At 54.3% G+C, this 265-nt stretch carries 1 protein-coding gene; it reads left to right on the plus strand.

Going from position 1 to position 265, the window contains the following annotated elements; translation table 11 throughout:
* Positions 1-265, plus strand: a 265-nt coding sequence (locus R0J87_RS21220) for a TonB-dependent receptor domain-containing protein (protein WP_498888761.1), incomplete at both ends; no start/stop codon positions are given.

Consider the following 265-nt stretch of genomic DNA (forward strand, 5'->3'; position numbering starts at 1 on the left):
CGACTGTAACGACAGCCTGGAAAGCTGCAGCTGGAACTACGACATTGACGCCACCGGCGATGGTGACACCAGTGCGGTGTATGCCGCGGTAGAGTATCAGCTGAACGAGCAATGGCGGGTAGACGTTGGCGCCCGGCGCGAAAACCACAAAATAACCTATGTAGTAGACGAAGGCTTAACCGGCGATATCAGCAAAGCTGTTGACTACGATGAAAGCAAAACCGCCTGGACTGCCGGTGTAAACTGGATGTGGCAGCGTAACATG

This window comes from Halomonas sp. SIMBA_159, assembly GCF_046536035.1.
Taxonomy (GTDB): Bacteria; Pseudomonadota; Gammaproteobacteria; order Pseudomonadales; family Halomonadaceae; genus Vreelandella; species Vreelandella venusta_A.